This is a genomic window from Chitinophaga sp. SVR4-12A (assembly GCF_056754765.1).
Genome location: NZ_JBPGWP010000002.1, coordinates 700,119 through 718,258, shown reverse-complemented (window position 1 = coordinate 718,258; position 18,140 = coordinate 700,119). Strand labels below are relative to the sequence as shown.

At 51.7% G+C, this 18,140-nt stretch carries 10 protein-coding genes; 2 read left to right on the top strand and 8 right to left on the bottom strand.

Features of this window, described 5'->3' with window-relative positions:
• Positions 1-55: 55 nt before the first annotated feature.
• Entirely contained in the window at positions 56-1,345 is a 1,290-nt protein-coding gene (locus ACR9Y8_RS29200) for a Gfo/Idh/MocA family protein (protein WP_481216842.1), read from the bottom strand.
• 115 nt (positions 1,346-1,460) lie between these two features.
• Between ACR9Y8_RS29200 and ACR9Y8_RS29195 the strand changes: the two genes are divergently transcribed.
• Positions 1,461-2,015 carry a DUF192 domain-containing protein gene (locus ACR9Y8_RS29195; protein WP_481216841.1) on the top strand — a complete coding sequence of 185 codons (555 nt, stop codon included), beginning with the start codon at positions 1,461-1,463 and terminating at the stop codon, positions 2,013-2,015.
• Positions 2,016-2,196: 181 nt separating this feature from the next.
• Here the strand turns inward: ACR9Y8_RS29195 and ACR9Y8_RS29190 are convergent, their stop codons facing one another.
• The 4 genes from ACR9Y8_RS29190 to ACR9Y8_RS29175 form a co-directional block, all read right to left on the bottom strand.
• The gene (locus tag ACR9Y8_RS29190; RefSeq protein WP_481216840.1) at positions 2,197-4,491 is read right to left on the bottom strand and encodes a DUF7133 domain-containing protein; all 2,295 of its coding nucleotides are present in this window, start codon (positions 4,489-4,491) and stop codon (positions 2,197-2,199) included.
• Between the two features lie 406 nt (positions 4,492-4,897).
• A complete protein-coding gene (locus tag ACR9Y8_RS29185; protein WP_481216839.1) occupies positions 4,898-6,139 on the bottom strand; it encodes a GAF domain-containing sensor histidine kinase in 1,242 nt (413 codons plus the stop codon).
• 87 nt (positions 6,140-6,226) lie between these two features.
• On the bottom strand, positions 6,227-6,763 hold the full coding sequence (locus tag ACR9Y8_RS29180; protein ID WP_481216838.1) for a GNAT family N-acetyltransferase: 537 nt from the start codon (positions 6,761-6,763) through the stop codon (positions 6,227-6,229).
• A 25-nt stretch (positions 6,764-6,788) separates the two neighbouring features.
• A complete protein-coding gene (locus ACR9Y8_RS29175; RefSeq protein WP_481216837.1) occupies positions 6,789-7,550 on the bottom strand; it encodes a DeoR/GlpR family DNA-binding transcription regulator in 762 nt (253 codons plus the stop codon).
• Positions 7,551-7,611: 61 nt separating this feature from the next.
• On the opposite strand from ACR9Y8_RS29175, the gene nudK reads away from it, so the two are divergent.
• Positions 7,612-8,190, top strand: coding sequence for a GDP-mannose pyrophosphatase NudK (gene nudK, locus ACR9Y8_RS29170; protein ID WP_481216836.1), 579 nt, complete (start codon positions 7,612-7,614; stop codon positions 8,188-8,190).
• A 71-nt stretch (positions 8,191-8,261) separates the two neighbouring features.
• On the opposite strand, the gene ACR9Y8_RS29165 is transcribed toward nudK, so the two are convergent.
• The 3 genes from ACR9Y8_RS29165 to ACR9Y8_RS29155 form a co-directional block, all read right to left on the bottom strand.
• Positions 8,262-9,179, bottom strand: coding sequence for a PorP/SprF family type IX secretion system membrane protein (locus tag ACR9Y8_RS29165; protein WP_481216835.1), 918 nt, complete (start codon positions 9,177-9,179; stop codon positions 8,262-8,264).
• Between the two features lie 9 nt (positions 9,180-9,188).
• The gene (locus ACR9Y8_RS29160) at positions 9,189-16,928 is read right to left on the bottom strand and encodes an MBG domain-containing protein (RefSeq protein WP_481216834.1); all 7,740 of its coding nucleotides are present in this window, start codon (positions 16,926-16,928) and stop codon (positions 9,189-9,191) included.
• A 79-nt stretch (positions 16,929-17,007) separates the two neighbouring features.
• A complete protein-coding gene (locus ACR9Y8_RS29155; protein WP_481216833.1) occupies positions 17,008-18,132 on the bottom strand; it encodes an ABC transporter substrate-binding protein in 1,125 nt (374 codons plus the stop codon).
• Between the last annotated feature and the right edge of the window lie 8 nt (positions 18,133-18,140).

The window sequence follows — 18,140 nt, the reverse complement described above, 5'->3', positions numbered from 1 at the left end:
TAGAACTTCATATTCAGTCACTGACAACTAACAACTGATAACTGATAACTGATAACTATACCGGATACTCCCACTCTCCCCTATACTTCCGCTGCAATAGCTTATTCGCTTCCTCATCGTTTTTAATCAATTCTTTTTCCCCATCCCATTCTATACTACGGCCCAGCTTATACGAAACCATGCCCAGGAGGCTCATATTCGTAGAGCGCTGCCCAATGGCGATATCACACACAGGAAGGCGGCCCTGCTGAACGGATTCTATAAAATCAGCCCAGAGCTCAGGAATATTCTGATCATCGGGTTTGTGCAGCTTGGGCGCTTCATGAAGGATAGCGCTGTTCTTATTGGAAGGGTAAAAAGTCCAGCCGTCCAGCCAGCCCATATGAAAAGTGCCTTCAGTGCCGTAGAAATAGCAGCCTACATTGGTCCTTTCCGCTTCATTGGCGCCGTACAGGCGATGCTCCCAGGTGGCGGTGAAGGACTCAAACTCAAAGACCACGTTCTGTGTATCGGGAGCGTCTGTATTGTCTTTCCTGATAAAGCGGTCAGCAGAAGAGAAGATCTTGCGGGGATACTTTTCTTCTGTCCACCAAAGGATCTGATCCATCCAGTGGATGCCCCAGTCGCCCAGCTGGCCATTGGCATAATCCAGGAACTGCCGGAAGCCTTTGGGATGGATAGCGGGGTTATAGGCCCTTAAAGGAGCAGGGCCGCACCACATGTCCCAGTTCAGCTCGGGCGGAGCGGCTTCGTCGGGCACCAGCTTACCGGCGCCTCCTCCGTAGTGTACAAAAGAGCGCACCATGCCTATTTTCCCCAGCTTACCGGAACGCAGGAATTCAATACCGGACTTATTATGCGGAGAAACCCGGCGGTGCGTACCTACCTGTACAACCCTGTTATAGCGGCGGGCGGCTTTCACCATGGCTTTACCTTCATTGATGGTGTGGCAGATCGGCTTTTCAACATATACATGGGCGCCCTGTTGCATGGCGGCAATGGCAATCAGCGGATGCCAGTGATCGGGTGTCGCAACGATCACGATCTCCGGCTTTTCTTTATGCAGCAGCTCACGGTAGTCCGTATACGTTTTGGGCCGGTCTGATGTGAGGGTATTGATCTCTTTCTGCGCGGCGGCCAGCTGCCGCTGGTCTACGTCACAAAGGGCTACCAGTTTGCAGCCACCGTGCTGCAATGCGGCGCGGAGGATATTGGTGCCCCACCAACCGGAACCGATGAGGGCCAGTTTATAGGCGGCAGTGCGTTTTAAGGACGGAAGCAGCGGAAGCGCGGAATAGGTAAGGCCTGCCTGGGCTGTGGCCTTGAGGAAATCTCTGCGATGCATATGCGTGGAATTTTAAAATAATAAGTTAAAAATAAAAAAGTAAAAAAGTAAATGCAGCGGGTCGCTTTAGGGCTTTTGCCTTTTGCTTTTTTCTTTTTTACTTAACTTCAGGGTCATGAGACCTTTAAAAATGCTGTTTACAAGTTCCAAATGGCTGTTTAACGTCGCCTTTTGCGTATATATAGCGGGCTGCGGCGACCGTTCCGGCAGCAGCTCCAACACCGCTACCACTGGTACAGATACCGCTTCCAGCGCCAGCACCGTTACGGATGCAGGCCCTAAATTCACCAAAGAAGGGGAACTGTATTTCATCAGCAAGGTCAGCAATGACACGATCCGCAAGATAGACGTGGAACTGGCCGAGACAGACGATGAAAGGGCCAAAGGCCTGATGGACCGTAAATCCATGTCGGACGACCAGGGCATGCTGTTCATTTTCCCGACAGCGGAAGAGCAGTCTTTCTGGATGAAGAATACTTATATTTCCCTGGATATTATCTATGTGGGCGAGGACAAGGAAATTGTTTCCGTCCGCAAATATGCTACTCCCCTTTCAGAAGAAAGCCTGCCTTCGTTTAAGAAGGCTATGTATGTGGTAGAGGTGAATGCAGGATTTTGTGATAAGTATAAAGTGGCGTACGGGGATAAGATTGCGTTCACGAAATTATAAACTATTGTTTGAGGTTTGAGGTTTGAGGTTTGAGGTTTGAAGTTTGAAGTTTGAAGTTCGTTAGATGTTAGAGGTTGAGGACAAGTAAGCTTTAACGGCATACCTGCTCTGAACCTGAAACCTTTAACGAACCTCAAACCTCAAACCTCAAACCTCAAACCTCAAACCTCAAACCTCAAACCTATTTCAACTCCTCCACCGTAAACGACTTTTGCCTTCCCTTATACTGCTGCCGCACGTTCTGTACATCCTTCTCCGTTACCTTCTCTGCACGGTTACTCCAGGCATTGCGGATAAAGCTGACCACCTGGGCGATATCGCCATCGGAGAACTCGTCGTTATTACCAATACCAGGCATATCGCCGCTGATCTCAGGCGCTTTATACACTTTACCATTTACAGGTACAGGGCCGCTGAGGCCATATAATACGATAGAAAGCAGCTTGTTCTTATCACCGTTCACCCACTGGGACTGGTTCAGCGGCGGGGCCAGCGACTGGATACCTTCGCCGTCTGCACCATGGCAGGTCTGACAAACGGTTTTGAAGATCATGGCGCCGCGGGGATATGCTTTTACGAGGCCCTCCTTCATTTTAGCATTGCGCTGGTTAACAATATCTTTCAGTACTTTCTTTAAACGGCGGTTGATGATCAGCGTGGTGTCCGGGTTCCATTTGGTCACCTGGTCCAGCAGCTCCTGTTCATGTCCGCTCATATTACCGATGAGGGCATCTGCCACGTACCGGTCGTTCGGATAGGCATGCAGCAGCTGCGTTTGCAGCTGTGCCACCGCGCCGGGATTGATTGGCTTCAGATAAGGCAGCAGCATGGCGATGGAAGGCGCCAGCAATACGCTTTGCTGCAGGGGAGTAATCAGCGCCAGCACCTTGCCGGCCTGCTGCGGAGTGATCACTGCAGGCATTGCAGCCAGCGCCTGTACACGCAGATATGGATTATTGTTGCGCAATACGGTTTCTATATCCGTTAGCTGCAGTTGTCCGAGGCCTTCCAGTGTCCAGAGGGCATGGAGAATGCCCCAGGGACTACCTTCCCGCTTCAGCCTTTCACGCAGCTGCGGTGTTAGTGTAGTATAACGGTTGTCTACGATCAGCTGCTGCGCCCTGTCGCGTATCCAGCCGTTAGGATGATCCAGTAAGGGCAGCAGCGCGGCGGGATCCTGTGGTAACGTTACTGCCTGAACGTTTTTAGCGTTGGCAGGGATCACCCGGTAGATGCGGCCGCAGTTCAGCGGATCAGTAAGATTTCTCGTTTTGATCTCCTTACGCAGGTAAGGTGTGAGGTAAGTTTTATGCTGGATGATGCCGCGGTACATATCAAGGATGTACAAGGCGCCGTCAGGGCCTGTATAAAGGTTCACCGGGCGGAAACGCTCATCTGTGCTGGCCAGGAACTCTTTGCCTTTATAGGCCTGCCGGCCGTGCACAATATAGCCGCTGTCTGTAAGCACATTGCGTTTGATCAGGTTCGCAGAAGGCTCTGCCACAAAGGCGTTGCCTTCAAAGCTCTCTCCGAGCAGACCGCCCCTGTAGATGAGGGGACCGCAGGCCGCGGTGAAATTTACCAGGCGAAGGCTATCGTCCAGCACACCTTTCATATACCCGCGGTTTACGCCGGGTGTGGCGCGGATGGGATATACCCGGTTATCGGGCACAATATGCTCATCGAAACCGGCTACGTTCCGTTGCCGGGGGTTCTCCGCTCCCAGTCCCGGACTGAAATAATCTCCCAGCAGGTTCTCCGAATTGTTGTTATAGAACAGGCGCCCGTAGTTATCCTGGCTGATGCCCCATTGGCCGCGGAAATGGGTATGCCCGATCAGCCACTTATTGCCGGCCTTACGGTAACGCTTATCCGATTTGGCGTTATAGATCCAGTTGTCCATAGCGCGGAACAAACCGTTGGGCTGATGCTCCACGTTACCGCCTTCGGTGTATTTATCGTCTACCAGTGTCTTTTTCCCCGGGACATCGTTATTGTTCTCTATAAACCAGAGCCTGGGCGGCTCCGCTACCAGCACGCCGTTCTCCACCAGGCAAATTGCCCTTGGCAGCACCAGGGAGTCCAGGAATACTTTGCGGCTGTCTACGGTGCCGTCATGGTTGCTATCTTCCAGGATCACGATCTTGCCGTTCTTCATGTCTTCTCCCGCGCCGGTGGTATCAGGCATGTATCCCATCATTTCCACCACCCACATACGGCCTTTGTCGTCAAAGGTCATGGCTACGGGTACAAATACCTGGGGCTCTGCGGCCACCAGTTGCACCTGCATGCCTTCTTCCGTCTGCATATGCTGCAGGGCGGTTTTAGCGTCTAATACAGGGGATTCTTTGTATTTCTCCCGCATGGCGAGAGAATCTCCCTTTTCCTCATTATTTGTAGTGGATTTGTTGGGTTGACAGGATAATATCAATAGGGCGCCTGCCATCAAGCGGTAGATTCCGGACCAGTTTTTCATTCCTTTTGCAACTCTTTTAAATCGATTGCAACTAAAATAATGTACAGCCGGGGAAAATTCAAATATAAAAAGGATGAGAGGCAATAACTAGCTGCTAGCTGCTCGCTACCAGCTACTAGCAATAAGCTACCAGCCACAAGTGTCAAGCCGTAAGCTAAAAGCTCCCAGCTGCAGGTTTGGGTCAAGCTTTTGGGCCAGACACTGCTATGCGGAAGCTTACTACTAGCAGCTAGTAGCTAGTAGCTAGCTGCTCGCTACCAGCTACTAGCAATAAGCTACCAGCCACAAGTGTCAAGCCGTAAGCTAAAAGCTCCCAGCTGCAGGTTTGGGTCAAGCTTTTGGGCCAGACACTGCTATGCGGAAGCTTACTACTAGCAGCTAGTAGCTAGTAGCTAATAGCTAGTAGCTAGCTGCTAAACTTCAGCTCAAAGCTGGTGCCTTCACCGGGGATGCTTTTGAAGCTGATGGTGCCGCCCAGCAGCTCCGTATAGTGCTTAACGATATTCAGTCCGAGACCAGTGCCCTGGATGCTCATGGCATTGCTGGCGCGGAAAAAGTCGCTGAAGATCCTTTGCTGATCTTCATAGGGGATACCAATACCGTAGTCTCTTATTGTGATGGTAACGTTGTTGTCTGATGCAATGGTGCGCAGGTCTACCGGCTGGTTCTCGCCGGAGTATTTGCTGGCGTTGGAAAGAAGGTTCAGCATCACGTGGCGCAGTATTTTCCGGTCCTGTATGATGTCGGTTTCACCGGCGTGCACATATCTCACTTTCTGCCCTCTTTTGAAGGTGCCGGTGATCTCATCCACGAGCTCTTCCACAAAGGCCGGCAGGCTGAATGTTTCGCGGTAGGTTTCGGCTTTGCCCTGCTTCAGCTGGTCGTTAGCCAGGAAGTCGTTCAGCATGCCGGTAAGGCGGTCTACAGACGATTTAATGCGCTGCAGGTGTTTGGCCTTTTTCCCCTCGCTGTCCTCCCCTATTTGCTGTTCCAGCAGGAAGGCGCTGGAGAGGATGGCACTGAGGGGCGTTTTGAGCTCATGGGAGGCCATGGACACTATCTGGCTCTTTTTGACATTTATTCTCTTCTCGCGTTCCAGGGAATCGAGCAATTCCTGGGTACGTTCATTGACCCGCTGCTCCAGTTCGTTGTAAACGTACACATTCTCCATGTTCACCGCGGTAATGTCTGCCAGGGATTGCAGGAGGCTTATTTCCTCTTCTGTAGGAACATGCCTGTGCGCCCAGTAGTTACCGATAGCGGCAATAGGATCCATGCTTCTTACCGGCACCATGACCAGGCTTTTTACGAAGGTAGGACGGTAAGCATCGATGGGTATGCGGCTGTCCTCGTAAATATCTTCTATAATAGCCGGTTTACGGTTCAGCATGGCCCAGCCGCTGATGCAGCTGCTCATGGGAAAGCGCTGTCCTTTCCAGAGCGGGGCGATGGCGTCTTCATCTGCATAATAACACATCCCATTGTCCCGCAATACAAAGGTGGCGCCATCTGCGCCGGTAAGACGGCGGGCAGCGGAGCGAACGATGCGCATAACGGCATCCAGGCTGCGGGCCAGCGATAGTTCCTGTACTGCCCCTACGAGGCATTTCATCGTCTGATTGTCGGAAACCATTGGTAGTACTGACATAATCCTAAGTGTGCTTATCAGTAATATACTAATTTTTTAACACAAAAACCGCTCAGGGCAAGGAATTCCCACAATTATGCCATGAGTCTAAGCGCCTCCTGGCGGACCGATCCGTTTGTAGTAAAGGATGGTAGCAGTCAGGCCGCCGTGTGGTTTAAGGGCATAGTCGGGAATCTCGCCGGCCTTCAGGTATCCCAGCTTCTCATAGAAGCCGGCAGCGCCTTCATCAGCCGCGGTATCCAGGTTGATGAGTGTTTTACCCCGCTCAATGGCAATGCGTTCTGCCTCAAGGGCTAAAGCGCGGGCAATGCCTTTATTCCGGTGCAGGATGCGGGTCATCATCTTGGCGATCTCGGCCCGGTGGGGCTGATTAGGAGGGCAATCCAGCAACAGGGTAACGGTACCCAGCAGGGTTTCGCCTTCCAGCGCACCCAGTACAACGCGTTCTCCGCGGGCGGCAGCGGCCAGGGAGTTTTCCCAGAAGGCAATGGCCTGCTGCGGCGCTAATGGGTGCATAAAACTGACGGAGCCGCCGTTGGCGACGGTTTCAATGAGCAGGTCTGCCAGCGCGGCAACGGTCTGCGGATGCGGGTACAGCGGTTGAATGGTAAAGGTGTGAGTCATAGGAAGGCTAAAATACTAAGTTTTGTTATCCCTTCATCACCTTCACCCCCTCCGCCGCCAGTGCCTTTTGCTGCGCCCGGGAAATCCCCTTATCCGTAAGCAGGTAATGGAACAATGACAGCGGCGCAAATTTAAAGTAACTATCCTTCCCTATCTTAGACGCATCGCAAAGCAGGTACACCGTATCCGCATTGCTGCTCATCGCCGTACTGATACCCGCTTCTTTTTCACTGAAAGCAGTCAACCCGCTTTCTACTGATAAGCCATCTACCCCAATAAACGCCTTTGCCGCATGGTAGCTCTCAATATGCCGGATGGCCTGCCAGCCATGTAAAGCTTTCCGCTCCTGGTCCAGCTCCCCTCCTATTAAATTGATAGTGATATCCGGTATGTGTATCAAAGCCGACAGCACCGGGAGGGAATTGGTAATGACCCGGATGCCAGGGATCTTTTGCAGGTGTGGGCACATACAAAACACCGTGCTGCCGCAATCCAGGAAAATAGTATCCCCGGGCTGAACAAGGGAAGCTGCCAGCTTTCCGATCTGCTGCTTCTGCTCCTGCGCGGCTGCGGCTTTGTCTGTAAAAGCAGGAAACCGCGGGCCTGTCTCCGGCTTCATGGCCCCGCCATGGGTCCTGATCAGTAAGCCTTCCGCCGCCAGGCGCTGCAGATCGCGCCGCATGGTTACGGGCGATATATCCAGCTGGTCCGACAACTGCTGTACGTCCATATCGCCTGCGTCTTCCAGTGCCTTCAATATCTTTTTCTTTCTTTCCGGGTATCCCATAAAATAATAAGTGCTATATTTGATCAAATTAATCAAAAACGATCAAATCTAATCATTTTATATGAACCCTGCTATTAAGATCACAAAAGAAGAGCTGCTGTCTGATAACTGGTACCTCCTGAAAAAGATCAGCTACAATTACCAGCGCCCGGGTGGCCCCATCAAGTTACAGGAGCGCGAAGTATACGACAGGGGCAACGGCGCCGTCATCCTCCTATACCACCCTGAACAGGAAACTGTTATCCTTACCCGGCAGTTCCGGATGCCCACTTATGTGAACGGCAATGCAGACGGTATGCTGATAGAAGCCTGTGCAGGCCTGCTGGACAATGACCGCCCCGAAGCAGCTATCAGAAGAGAAGCGGAAGAGGAAACCGGCTATAAAGTGAGAGATGTGCGCAAAGTGTTTGAAGCCTATATGTCGCCCGGATCAGTAACAGAGATCCTGCACTTCTTTATAGCGGAGTATTCCAAAGAGATGCAGGTAAATCATGGCGGCGGCCTTGAACAGGAGCAGGAAGATATTGAAGTGCTGGAAGTGCCTTTTGAAGATGCGCTGGCAATGGTAGACCACGGGAAGATCCGCGACGCAAAAACCATCATGCTGCTACAGTACATGGAACTGCACGGCATCCTGTAAAAAAGAAGCCCTCCCGGCTTCTGCAGCGGAAGGGCATAGGGCACATAGGGATATATAGGAATACTACTTTGTCATTTGAAAAGGTGCAGCACCAGGTTCAGCTCAAAAGTACCGTTGGTATAACTGCTTAAACCGGAGGTTTGCGAATTATAAGTGAACTGCACGCCTGCTGTCGACTTGTAATTAATACCGGCGCCGGCGCTGAAGCTTTTAGAAGTATGATACATACCGAAAGCGTTCAGGAGATGATCGAGAAAAACGAAATTGGCGCCGGCGTCTATGATATTGTCATATCCTTTTACACCACGAAAACATACTTTAGGCTCAATAGACGTCAGCTGTTCCCCTGTTTCAAATTTATACGCCGCCGCGCTAAAGAACAGGGCACGGTTGATGCCCATATCTTCCGACTTATTATCAACGAAGCTGACCAGGTTAGGCAGGGATGCCTGCAGCGTAAGGCCGTTGCGGGTGAATGCCATACCGAAATCGCTTTCAAAATAGTTATCCCGGCGGTTATAGGCGCCGATAGATGGATCCATGATATCGCCGTTCACGGCTTTTGTATCCAAACGGCTTGCGATGAAAGCAGCAGATAAACCAAAGTGCAGCACGCTGGCGCCTTCAGCGCTTAAAGGCAGGTGATAAGCATAGGTAAAGGCCAGCTTGGTATTGTTCAGCAGGCCGGCTTTATCGTTATAGATATTCATGCCAATGCCTACACGTTTTCCCAGCATATAATCCGCTGTCAGCGCTTTGGCTTCCGGCGCCCCGGAGATAGCCGACCATTGTTTCTGGTAGGCAGCATAGATATGCAGACCGGTATCTATACCTGCCATAGCCGGGTTGGCCATGTACTGATCCAGGAAGTATTGCGCCGCCAGTGGTTCATACAGCGTGGCCGGGTTACCCAGGCTTTGCGCCGCTGCGTGAAAGCTGCTGAACGCAAAAGCGCACAGCAAGGTTATATAACTGATATATCTCTTCATGATCTGCATTTATTTGTCGAGGATGATAGTAATGAAGCCTTTGAACTTCGGTTTATTCTCACCCAGGTCTACGATGTAATAATAAGTGCCTTCTGCCAGGGGCTGCCCGTTCACCTTACCATTCCAGTTATTGGCATAGTGCTGCTGGCGGTAGATGATACGTCCTGCACGGTCAAAGATCTGCACTTCGTTATCCGGGTACATGTCAATATTCTTTACCACCCAGAGATCATTTCTGCCATCGCCGTTAGGCGTAAGGATATTGGTGGCTTCCAGCCTGAAGTCTTCTTTCACCGTGATGGTGATCTCTTTCGTTACGCTGCAGGCTGCGGCGCCGCTGATCGTTACCTGGTAAGTAACGGTGGCCGCCGGCCTTGCGCTTACTTCGGCAGTATGCACGTTGTTCAGGCCTGTGGCCGGGCTCCATGTATAGCTGCTGCCGCCGGAAGCGGTGAGCTTTATAGTTTCTCCTTTGCTGATGGTAGTGTTGCCACTTACCTGTATATCTCCCACCGGCAGCGGGTTCACCGTTACATTCACAGCTGCAGAAGTGATGCCTGCACCGGGAGCGTAGATCGCTTTCACTGTATAGCTGCCGCTTTCATTTACTGTGAGTGACCGGCCTGAAGCACCCGGTACCAGGATACCATCGCGGTACCATTCGTATGCAGGCGCTACGCTCGATTGTAAGGTAAGGGTGTTACCGGCACAGAATGTGGTGCTGCCCTGCGGAGTGATCACCGGTGTGGTCCAGGCGTTCACCTGTATGGTTTGCGTTACCGAAGGCGCTGGTTCGTAGTTGTTATCCCCTGCCTGTGCAGCAGTAATAACAGCGCTGCCTGCAATGCCTACCTGGGCGGTATTGCCATTCAGGCTGATCACCTGGGTATTATTGCTGCTAAGTGTGACCGGCAGCCCGGAACTGGCAGTAGCAGTAAGCGTGAAATCAGGATCGCCCTGGTTCTTGTTCGCCGGCGCCGTGAAAGTGATCTGTTGTGCGGCGCGTGTAATGGTCAGCTGGCCATTTACATAAGTAATATTGTAATTGCTGCTGCTCAGGCCTGCCGGAGTGATAATATAAGCTCCCGCATTTACCGCACCTTGTGAAGTACCGGTGAATGTAAGGCTACCGCTCAGTGAAGCAGCATTGTCGCCATTCACAAAACCAGTATAGCTTACGCCCTTACTACCTGTATAGGCAGTGCCATTGTATGCCCGGCTATCATTCAGCGCGGTAACGGTGAGCGCCGCTTTGGCAACATTGAACGACTGTGTAGCCCGTGCTGCCGGTGAATAATCTGCATTGCCTGCCTGATCAGCGGCGATGGCCACCGTACCTGCACCGGTGATCGTAAGCGTGTTGCCATTAACGGTAGCAGGACCGCTTACTACGCTATAAGTCACCGCTAAACCACTGCTGCTGCTGGCGTTCAGTGTGAAGGCTGCATCGCCATAGGTTTTACCGGTGATAGCAGGGAAGTTAATGGTCTGTGCTGTCAGGCCTATTGTCAAAGTGCCATTGACAGTGCTGAAGATGTAATTGGCTGCGCTTAATGTACCGGCTGTGATATTGATCGGGTAAGTGCCTGTGCCGCTGCCAGTATTGGCAGTGGTGCTGAGTACCGGAGCGCCGCTTATTACACTGCTATTCTCATTATATACAAAACCGGTGATGGTATAGGTCAATGCCGGGTTATTGGCGCCAAAGACCTTCTGTTTATCATCCGCCCGCACGGTCAGTGTAGCCGGCGCTACCTGGAAGGTATTGCTTACGGCAGGGGCGGCGTTATAATTGGCATTGCCCGCTTGTGTGGCGGTTACGTTGATGCTGCCCGCACCGGTAATGGTAAGGGTATTACCATTGATGGTGGCAGGACCGGATGTAACAGTATAGCTAAGCGCTAAGCCACTGCTGCTGACGCCATTGAGCGTAATGGCAGGATCGCCGTAGGTTTTACCCGTGATAGCAGGGAAGCTGATGCTTTGTGACGCCTGGCCGATGGTCAGCGTGCCATTCACAAAGCTGAATGAGTAATTGGCTGCATTCAGGCTGCCTGCTGTAACTGTAATAGGATAAGCACCTGGCGTGCTGTTGGTAGTGGCGCTGGTACTGATATTGGCAGTGCCGCTTAACACGCTGCTATTCTCACTGTTCACAAAACCGCTCACCACATAATCCAGTGCAGGATTCGCCTGCAGGTAGATCCGGTTTTTATCGTTAGCGGTAATGGTCAGTACAGCTTTATTTACGGTAAAGGTTTGTGTAGCCTGCGCCGCTGCTGCGTAGTTCGCGTCGCCTGCCTGATCGGCGGCGATGGTAACTGTACCTGCTCCGGTGATCGTCACTGTGTTACCACTAACAGTGGCAGGACCGCTCAGCACACTGTATGTAAGCGCTAAGCCGCTGTTGCTGCCAGCGTTCAGTGCAAAAGCCGCATCGCCATATGTTTTGGCTGTAATAGCCGGGAAACTGATCGTTTGAGTGGTTTTGCTGATGGTCAGCGTACCGTTCACAACGTTGAAGGTATAATTGGCCGCAGCCAGGTTACCTGTTGCTACCGTGATCGGGTAAACACCCGGAACACTGTTGGTACCGGCAGTGGTACTGATGTTCGCTACGCCGCTGACTACACTGTTATTCTCATTATATACAAAACCTGTGATGGTATAATCCAATACAGGATTAGCCTGCAGATAGGTCTTGGTTTTATCGTTGGCGCTAACGGTAAGTACCGCCTTGCTCACGTTGAATGATTGCGTAGCCTGTGCCGCTGCGGTGTAATTGCCATCTCCTGCCTGATCAGCTGCGATGGTAACGGTACCTGTGCCGGTGATGGTAACCGTGTTGCCATTGATGGTGGCGGGACCGCTTACTACACTGTAAGTAACTGCCAAACCGCTGTTGCTGGTAGCGTTAAGGGCAAAGGCAGCATCGCCATATGTTTTATTTGTGATAGCAGGGAAACTGATCGTTTGAGTGGACCGGTTAACGGTCAGTGTGCCGTTCACAAAGCTGAAAGTATAGTTTGCTGCGCTGAGGCTTCCAATTGCCAGCGTGATCGGATACATACCCGGTGTGCTGTTAACGTCTGCTGTGGTATTAATATCAGCAGCACCGCTTACTACACTGTTATTCTCGCTGTTCACAAAACCGGTAATCATATAATCAAGTGCAGGGTTAGCCTGCAGGTAGCTCTTCATTTTATCGTTAGCGGTAACCGTAAGCACCGCTTTATTTACATTGAATGTTTGAGTAACCTGCGCCGCTGCCAGGTAGTTGGCATCGCCGGCCTGGTTGGCGGCGATCGTTACAGTACCTGCACCCGTGATAGTAAGCGTGTTGGCGGAGATGGTGGCAGGGCCGCTTATTACGCTGTAGCTTACGGTTAAGCCGCTGTTGCTGGTAGCGTTCAGTGTAAAGGCGGCATCGCCATATGTTTTATTTGTGATAGCAGGGAAGCTGATCGTTTGTGTTGACTGGTTTATCGTCAGTGAACCATTCACAAAGCTAAAGGTATAGTTTGCTGTGCTCAGGTTACCCGTTGCTACCGTGATCGGATAAGTACCCGGTGTGCTATTGATGTCTGCCGTTGTGTTGATGGCGGCAACACCGTTCACTACTGTGTTGTCTTCATTATATACAAAACCGGTAATGGTATAGTCCAACGCAGGGTTGGCCTGCAGGTACGTCTTCGCTTTATCATTAGCAGTAACAGTGAGCACCGCCTTATTCACATTGACCGTTTGCGTGGCCTGCGCTGCTGCCAGGTAATTGGCATTACCTGCCTGATCGGCAGCGATAGTTACCATGCCTGTACCCGTGATGGTAACTGTGTTACCGCTGATGGTGGCAGGGCCGCTTAGTACGGTATACGTTACTGCTAAGCCGCTGTTGCTGGTAGCGTTCAGTGCAAAGGCAGCATCGCCATATGTTTTATCTGTTATAGCCGGGAAGCTGATGGTTTGAGTTGATTGGTTCACCGTCAGCGTACCGCTTACAAAGCTGAAGGTATAGTTTGCAGCGCCCAGGTTACCCACTGCTACAGCAATCGGATAAGTACCCGGTGTGCTGTTAATATCAGCCGTTGTGGTAATATCAGCAGCACCACTTACAACACTGTTATTCTCACTGTTCACAAAACCGCTGATGGTGTAATCCAGTGCAGGGTTGGCCTGCAGATAACTCTTCGTTTTATTGTTAGCAGTGACGGTAAGCACTGCTTTGTTTACATTAAATGTCTGCGTTGTCTGGCTGGCCGCTGAATAGTTGCCATCTCCTGCCTGGTCGGCAGCGATCGTAACCGTGCCTGTACCTGTGATAGTCAGGTTGTTACCGCTAAGGGTGGCAGGGCCGCCTACTACACTATAGCTAACCGGCAAACCGCTGCTGCTGGTAGCGCTGACTGCAAAGGCAGCATCGCCGTATGTTTTGTCTGCAATAGCCGGGAAGCTGATGGTCTGCGGCGCCACACTCACCGATAAGGTGCCGTTGACAGGAATAACGGAGTATTTAACAGAGCTCAGGTCGCCGAGATTAGTAACGGTGATCGGGTAATTACCCGGCGAGCTGCTGGCATCTGCGGTGGTGCTGAGCTGCGGTATATCAAATATCGCGCTGGCGTCATCACCGTTCACAAAGGCATCCCAGGTATAGGTCAGTGCGGGGTTGTTCGTGCCATAAGGCCGCCCCTGGTTAGTGATCCTTAAGAAAAGATTGCGCTTGAATACCGTGAATGTATTGGATACAGGCGCTGCTGCCGTGTAATTTACATCTCCGGCCTGTGTGGCGGTGATCGTAACATTGCCACCGCTGGTGATGGTCAGCAGGTTACCGCTAATAGTAGCCGGACCGGATGTCACCGTATAGGTAACAGGCAAGCCGCTGCCGCTGGTAGCACTCAGGGTTAAAGGAGCAACACCGTATGTTTGATCGGCAATAGCCGGGAAGGTGATGGCCTGTGATGCCTGTGTGACGCTGAGTGTAGCCGGCACAAAGCTGAACGAATAATTGGCAGCGCTTAATGAGCCGGTAGCGATGGTGATCGGGTAATTACCTACCGGACTGCTGATATCCGCGGTAGTGCTGATATCTGCTACGCCGCTTAACACACTGTTATTTTCCCCGTTCACAAAACCGCTCACATCATAATCCAGCGCCGGGTTGGCCTGGTTATAGGGCCTCGTCTTATCTTTCGCAGTGAGGGTCAGCACCGCCTGGGCTACGATACATGTTTGCTGCACCTGCGGTGCTGCCGCACGGTTAGCATCGCCAGGCTGGTTGGCCGTCACGGTGATAGCTCCTGCACCGGTAATGGTCAGGATGTTCCCGCTAATGCTGGCCGGACCGGAAACACTGTACACGATAGGCAGCCCTGCATCTGTATTCAGCGTCAGTGTGACCGGTGCATCACCATAAGTAGCATTGGACGGCAGCGTAAAGCTGATGGTTTGCTGCTGCTGGGTAATGGTTAAAGTACCAGTTGCTGCAGAGAACACGTAATTGTTGCTGGATACACCGCTAAGGTTTGCCGTGATCTGGTAGGTGCCTACATCGCTGGTCTGCGTGCCGCCGTAAACAGCGGTTGGTGCGCCGGTGAGCACGCTGGCATCCTCGCTGTATGCAAAGCCGGTGTAAGTAAATGTAGCGGGGGGATTGGGACTGCCATACGGGCGGCTGACATCATCGGGCTTGATAGTCAGGAGCTTTTTACTAACTATTAAAGAACGTGTCAGCGGACCTGCCGGCAGATAAGTATTGGTAGCCGGTGCATTGGCGGTGATCGTTACGGTACCTACACCGGTGGTCTTGATCTTACCGTTCACGATCTGCGCCACGGCGGTGTTACCGGATGTATAAATAATAGTAGCGTCGCCGGTAGTAGTCGCTTTCGGATCAATGTTCTCATCGCCGTAGACCGCAGGCGCTAATGCCGGGAAAGTGAGCGTCTGTGCTATTGCCTGGAACTCATATGCGCCGAGGTCAATAATCGTGTTGCTGATCCGGGTTTGCCCTGCCAGGTCCAATGTGCCTGCCTGCGCTGCGTAACCGGAATTATTGGTTTGCGGATCGCCTTTATTAATACCGTAATTGGCAGTGGTAAGACGCAGATCGCCATTGGCGGGATCTGTATATGCTACCGCAGGCGTCGCCTGGTGGGTGGCTGTGTTAGTATAATACTGATCGTCCAGTATGGAATAATAGAAATTGTTTGTCCCGCCGGAGAAGTAGGTATCTGCCGGGCCACTGGTGGATGTATTTCCTGAAATGATGGTATTATAGGTGGTAAAGGTGCCGCCGGTCACGTACAGGCCTCCTGCCCCATTGACAGCACTATTGCCGCCGGCGGTAACGTTGGTTAGCTTTAAAACGCCACCATCCTGTGCGATAGCGCCCCCGCGGTCATTGCTCCTGTTACCAAAGAAAACACAGTTGCTCAGCGCTACATTTCCGGCGCCGCAGTATAGAGCACCCCCTCTTAAGCTGGCAGCATTTCCATAGAATTTTACATTCGTAATCGTGATGTCGCCAGAGGTACCCATACCACCTCCTGCGGAAGAAACGGCATTGCCGCCGGTAATGGTCACGCCATCCAGCGTCCGTTTGGTACTGGCTCCCACGGGAACCGTTAGCAGCTGGAAGCTGTTATTGCCACGGATGTCGGAAGCGCGTAACACGATACCGTTGGTCAGCACGTCATTGTTGTCTATATCACCGCTGAGTATAACCGGGTTGGCAGGAATATTCCGTGCGGCCAGCGTTGCCTCATTACCGGCAAAACCGCCATACACTGCAACATCCACCGGTATGCTGAATGTAGCAGCCTGGTTTCCGGAGGCCGTTGGCTTATAAGTGCCTTTGGCCACCCAGATCTGCTTAATGCCGCTGTTGGGAATGGCAGCCGCTGTAAGGGCATCGCGCAATTCAGCCAAAGGCAGGGACCAGCTGCTGCCACTGCCCGGTGTGGGAGACTGGTTATTAACGTATACAATCCCGTTAGCGTCGGGCACTATTACGGTAAGATCGCAGGAAGGCGTATTTTTCAGGTTGAAGGAGGATGGGAAGCTGGTTGAAAGCGTATAATCCTTATTCCATTTAGTGGTATCCTGGATCTCGCTGCGCAGTGAGCCAGGTACACCAAAGGTAGTACTGCAATTATATCTTGCATTCACTGCGTTAATGCTGGGAAAATCCAGCACGGCGCTTGTTGCCGGCTTTACGGAAGAAGATGAACTAAAATCGCAGACATCCACGGAGCTCTCCCAGGTTTTCCTGTTTACATTGATACCGCCTATAATGGTCGGTGCAGCCAGGCTGCCGGTAAATGCAAAGAGCTGATCGCCGGCAAGGCCCAGGCTGATCCATGCAGTATAAACGTCATTCTTGCTATTATTGGTGGTATTTACCCCGGTAACCGTCCCTATAGTAGCCGTGCGGGAATATTTACAGGAAATTACCACTTGCTTACCTGCCCTTATCACAGCTGAGCCGGAAGACCATTGTAATACACCGTCTGTTTGTGAGCCGCTGCCCGCGGAACAGGCCAGCGACTGGAAGCCGGAGCCTGTCCAGCCCAGGTCTGTAAAATAAATAGTGGTATTGGCCGGGCAATCACGGAGCAGTACAAACGAAAACGCATCGTTCTGAGTGCTGCCGGTGCTATTATCATCAAAGATATTGATACCGGTAAACACCAGGTCGCCGGCCCCAATGGCCTGCGCCTGTGCATAATGAATAGTACCGGTAAGCAAAAACAATAAGATTACAGTCCTATGTAAAAATAACTTCATAGCTATAGGGACACCTTTGGTATAAGAATAAATATTGCTATCAGGCACAGAGGTAGGTATTGAACCAACCTGTGCCCGGTATTATTGTCTTGTCATTTATTATTTCCTGCCAGATCGGGGCGGTATCTTCCACGCTGCCGGTTACTATCGGCTCAAGTATCTCGTTTGTCTGTACCAGCCATGCAGGGGCGATCATGTGGTGTGTGGCGGCATCCAGGTGCAGGGGCCCGCGGGGGCTACTGAACGTAACATCACTAAGGCCGGCCAGTATATCTCTGGCCCTGAAGCGGTGGCTGGCTGCTGTATTAAAAATATGCTCCAGGATCATCGCTGTATCCCAGCCATGCATAGCGGCCAGGTTGGCTTCACGGCCGCTGAATGAATAGAACTGTGATTTTAGTATGCGGTTGGCATCGTTATCCAGGGAAGATACCCAGGGTACGTAGCCGCTTATACGAAATGGCAATGCAAGCTCACCATATATGGCAGGCAATGTTTCATCCAGCAGCATAGGGCTGGCAAATACCTGTATATCTTTTGCGATAGCCGTTTGCTGTAATTGCTGCAGAAATAAATGCGCCAGCTGGCCATTGTAAAGGGCCAGCAATGACTGTACCTGCGGGTTAGCCTGCAGAAAATCATGAAGGGGAGCAGCGTTGAACTCCTCTGCCTTATACTGGCTCACAAAGTTATAGGCAATGCTGCCGCCCTGGTCTGTATATGATTGTGTAAACGCATGGCAGTGGGCATAGCCACCGTCGTAAAACGACGTACATACGGCTGCGTTATTTTCAAGGCCTGCGGCATATGCGCCGGTAAGGCGGCATTGAATAGTATTATTTAGCGTGTTGGAGAGCACGTTAGGATGCGGCTCCCAAACGTGTTTATATTTAGCGCCGTTATGTACCAGCAACACCAGGCGGTTCAGTTGCCTGGCCAGTTCGGCGATAGGTTGCACATATTCCTGGTCTGCATACATTACCAGCACATCTGCCTGCTGTTCCAGCAGCATTTTCTCTGCCTGGGCCTGCATCTGTTCCGGCTCTGTACCAAATCCTATATTACCCGTGATCAATTCAACCGGCAGCTGGCGGTATTGCAGGAAGGCCTGCAGTCCCTGCTGGAAATTATGCTGCAGCAGCGGCTGAAAAACTGATCTTGGCAAAAGTGCTC